The following is a 2,224-nucleotide window of genomic DNA, read 5'->3' as shown; positions in this document are numbered from 1 at the left end:
GTCGTCGGTGCTCCGGTTCAGGCGGCCTTGGCCCCCGTCGGGGCCTGGGCCGCCGCCTTCGGCGGGGTGGCCGCGGGCTTGCGGAAGAAGAAGTACAGCGTCGGCACCAGGTAGAGCGCCCAGACCCAGACCTGGGCCTTGGTGGGGTCGGGCTGGAAGTTGAAGACGCCCTTCAGCAGGGTGCCGTACCAGCTGTCGGCCGGGATCGTCGAGGAGATGTCGAACGCGTGCGCGCGCAGGCCGGGGAGCCAGTCGGCCTCCTGGAGGTCGTGCACGCCGTAGGCGAGGACGCCGGCGGCGACGACGACCAGCATGCCGCCGGTCCAGGTGAAGAACTTCGCCAGGTTGATCTTCAGTGCGCCGCGGTAGAACAGCCAGCCCAGGACGACCGAGGTGAGCAGGCCCAGGGTCGCGCCGAGCAGCGGGTTCCAGCCGTCGCCGGTGGACTGGACGGCGGTCCAGATGAACAGGGAGGTCTCCAGGCCCTCGCGGCCGACGGCCAGGAAGGCGGTGACGACCAGGGCGCCGGTGCCCATGGCGAGCGCGGCGTCCAGCTTGCCCTGGAGTTCGCTCTTCAGGTGGCGCGCGGTGCGGCGCATCCAGAAGACCATCCAGGTGACCAGGCCGACCGCGATGATCGACAGGCTGCCGCCGAGCGCCTCCTGGGCCTCGAAGGACAGCTGGTTGGAGCCGAACTGCAGCACCGCGCCGAACGCCATGGCCAGCGCGACGGCGGCTCCGACACCGGTCCACACCGGGCCGAGCCGGTCCTTGCGGCCGGTCTTGACCAGGTAGGCGATCAGGATGCAGACCACCAGGCTGGCTTCGAGGCCCTCGCGCAGGCCGATCAGGTAGTTGGCGAACACGGCGGTTCTCCTCGTTTCGGAAGGGAGAGGGAAGGGGCGGGGGTCAGCCGAAGAGGGTCTGGCCCCACCACTCGCCGGGCTTGCGGACACCGGGCGGGCAGGCGAAGTGGGCGGATCCGACGTGGGTGATGTACTCGTTCAGCCTGTCGTTGGCCGCGAGCTTGGTCTGCAGCGGGACGAACGCCTTGCGGGTGTCGCGCTGGTACGCCAGGAAGAACAGGCCGGCGTCGAGGCGGCCGAGGCCGTCGGTGCCGTCGGTGAAGGAGTAGCCGCGGCGCAGGATCATCAGCCCGTCGTTGCTGTCGGGGTGCGCCAGGCGGACGTGCGAGTCGGCGGGCATCGCCGACAGGTCGGGGGCGTCGCGCTCCTGCTGCTTGCCGTAGGGGGCGCCCTCGATCTTGGTGCGGCCGAAGGTGTCCTCCTGCTCCTTGAGCGAGGCGCGGTCCCAGGTCTCGATGGTCATCCGGATCCGGCGGGCGACCAGGTAGGAGCCGCCGGTCATCCAGTCGGCGCCGTCGCCGGGGGCGGCCCACACGTGCTGGGCGAGCGTGTCGGCGTCGGTCCCGGCGATGTTGTGGGTGCCGTCCTTGAAGCCCATCAGGTTGCGCGGGGTCTGGCTGTCCGGCGTGGTGGAGGAGGTCTTGCCGAAGCCGAGCTGCGACCAGCGGACGTTGACCACGCCCATGCCGATCCGGGCCAGGTTGCGGATCGCGTGCACCGCGACCTGCGGGTCGTCCGCGCACGCCTGGATGCACAGGTCGCCGCCGCTGCGGGCGGCCTCCAGCCGGTCGCCCTTGAACTTGGGCAGGTCGATCAGGGCTTCGGGCAGCTTCGCCCTCAGGCCGAAGCGGTCCTGGCCGTCCTTCTCGAACAGCGTCCGGCCGAAGCCGATGGTGAGGGTGAGCCGGGAGGCGGGCAGGCCGAGCGCCTCGCCGGTGTCGTCCGGCGGCGACTCGGGGACGACGCCGACCGCGCCGCCGCCGACCTCGCGGCCGCCGGTGATCGAGGCGGCCGCCTTCGTCCACTCCTTGAGCATCTTGACCAGGGCGTCCCGGTCGTCGGTGATCACGTCGAAGGCGGCGAAGTGCAGCCGGTCCTGGACGGGGGTGGCGATGCCCGACTGGTGCTCGCCGTAGAACGGGACCTCCGGGGTCTGCGGCGCGGGCGCGCTGTCCCCGCCCGACATGGTCGCGGCGGCCACCGTGCCCACCGCGGCCGCGCCGAGCGCGACGCCGGCCCCCGCCCAGCCTATGACGGCCCGTCGGCTGAGCCCGGCGCGCCGTTCCTGCCCGCCGTCCTCGACGGGGGCCGCCTGCTGCTCGTTCTCGGCGTCCATCTCTGGCGTTCCCTCTCGGACG

The 2,224-nt window shown here is 72.0% G+C and carries 2 protein-coding genes; both read right to left on the bottom strand.

The window, feature by feature from the left end; genetic code table 11:
• Positions 1-17 precede the first annotated feature (17 nt).
• Positions 18-866 (bottom strand): iron uptake transporter permease EfeU, encoded by an 849-nt coding sequence (efeU, locus tag ACFUEL_RS38815; protein ID WP_380242785.1) that lies wholly within the window; start codon positions 864-866, stop codon positions 18-20.
• Positions 867-909: 43 nt separating this feature from the next.
• Complete coding sequence (efeB, locus tag ACFUEL_RS38810) at positions 910-2,202, bottom strand: iron uptake transporter deferrochelatase/peroxidase subunit (protein WP_380242783.1); 1,293 nt, start codon at positions 2,200-2,202, stop codon at positions 910-912.
• Positions 2,203-2,224: the final 22 nt, after the last annotated feature.

Source organism: Kitasatospora sp. NPDC057198, assembly GCF_042670125.1.
Classification (GTDB): Bacteria; Actinomycetota; Actinomycetes; order Streptomycetales; family Streptomycetaceae; genus Kitasatospora.
The sequence above is the reverse complement of the archived record's forward strand: the minus strand, read 5'-3'. Positions and strand labels throughout refer to the sequence as shown.

Coding starts and splice junctions, on each gene's coding strand:
- efeB (WP_380242783.1), bottom strand. CDS start 2,202: ATGGACGCCGAGAACGAGCAGCAGGCGGCCCCCGTCGAGGACGGCGGG.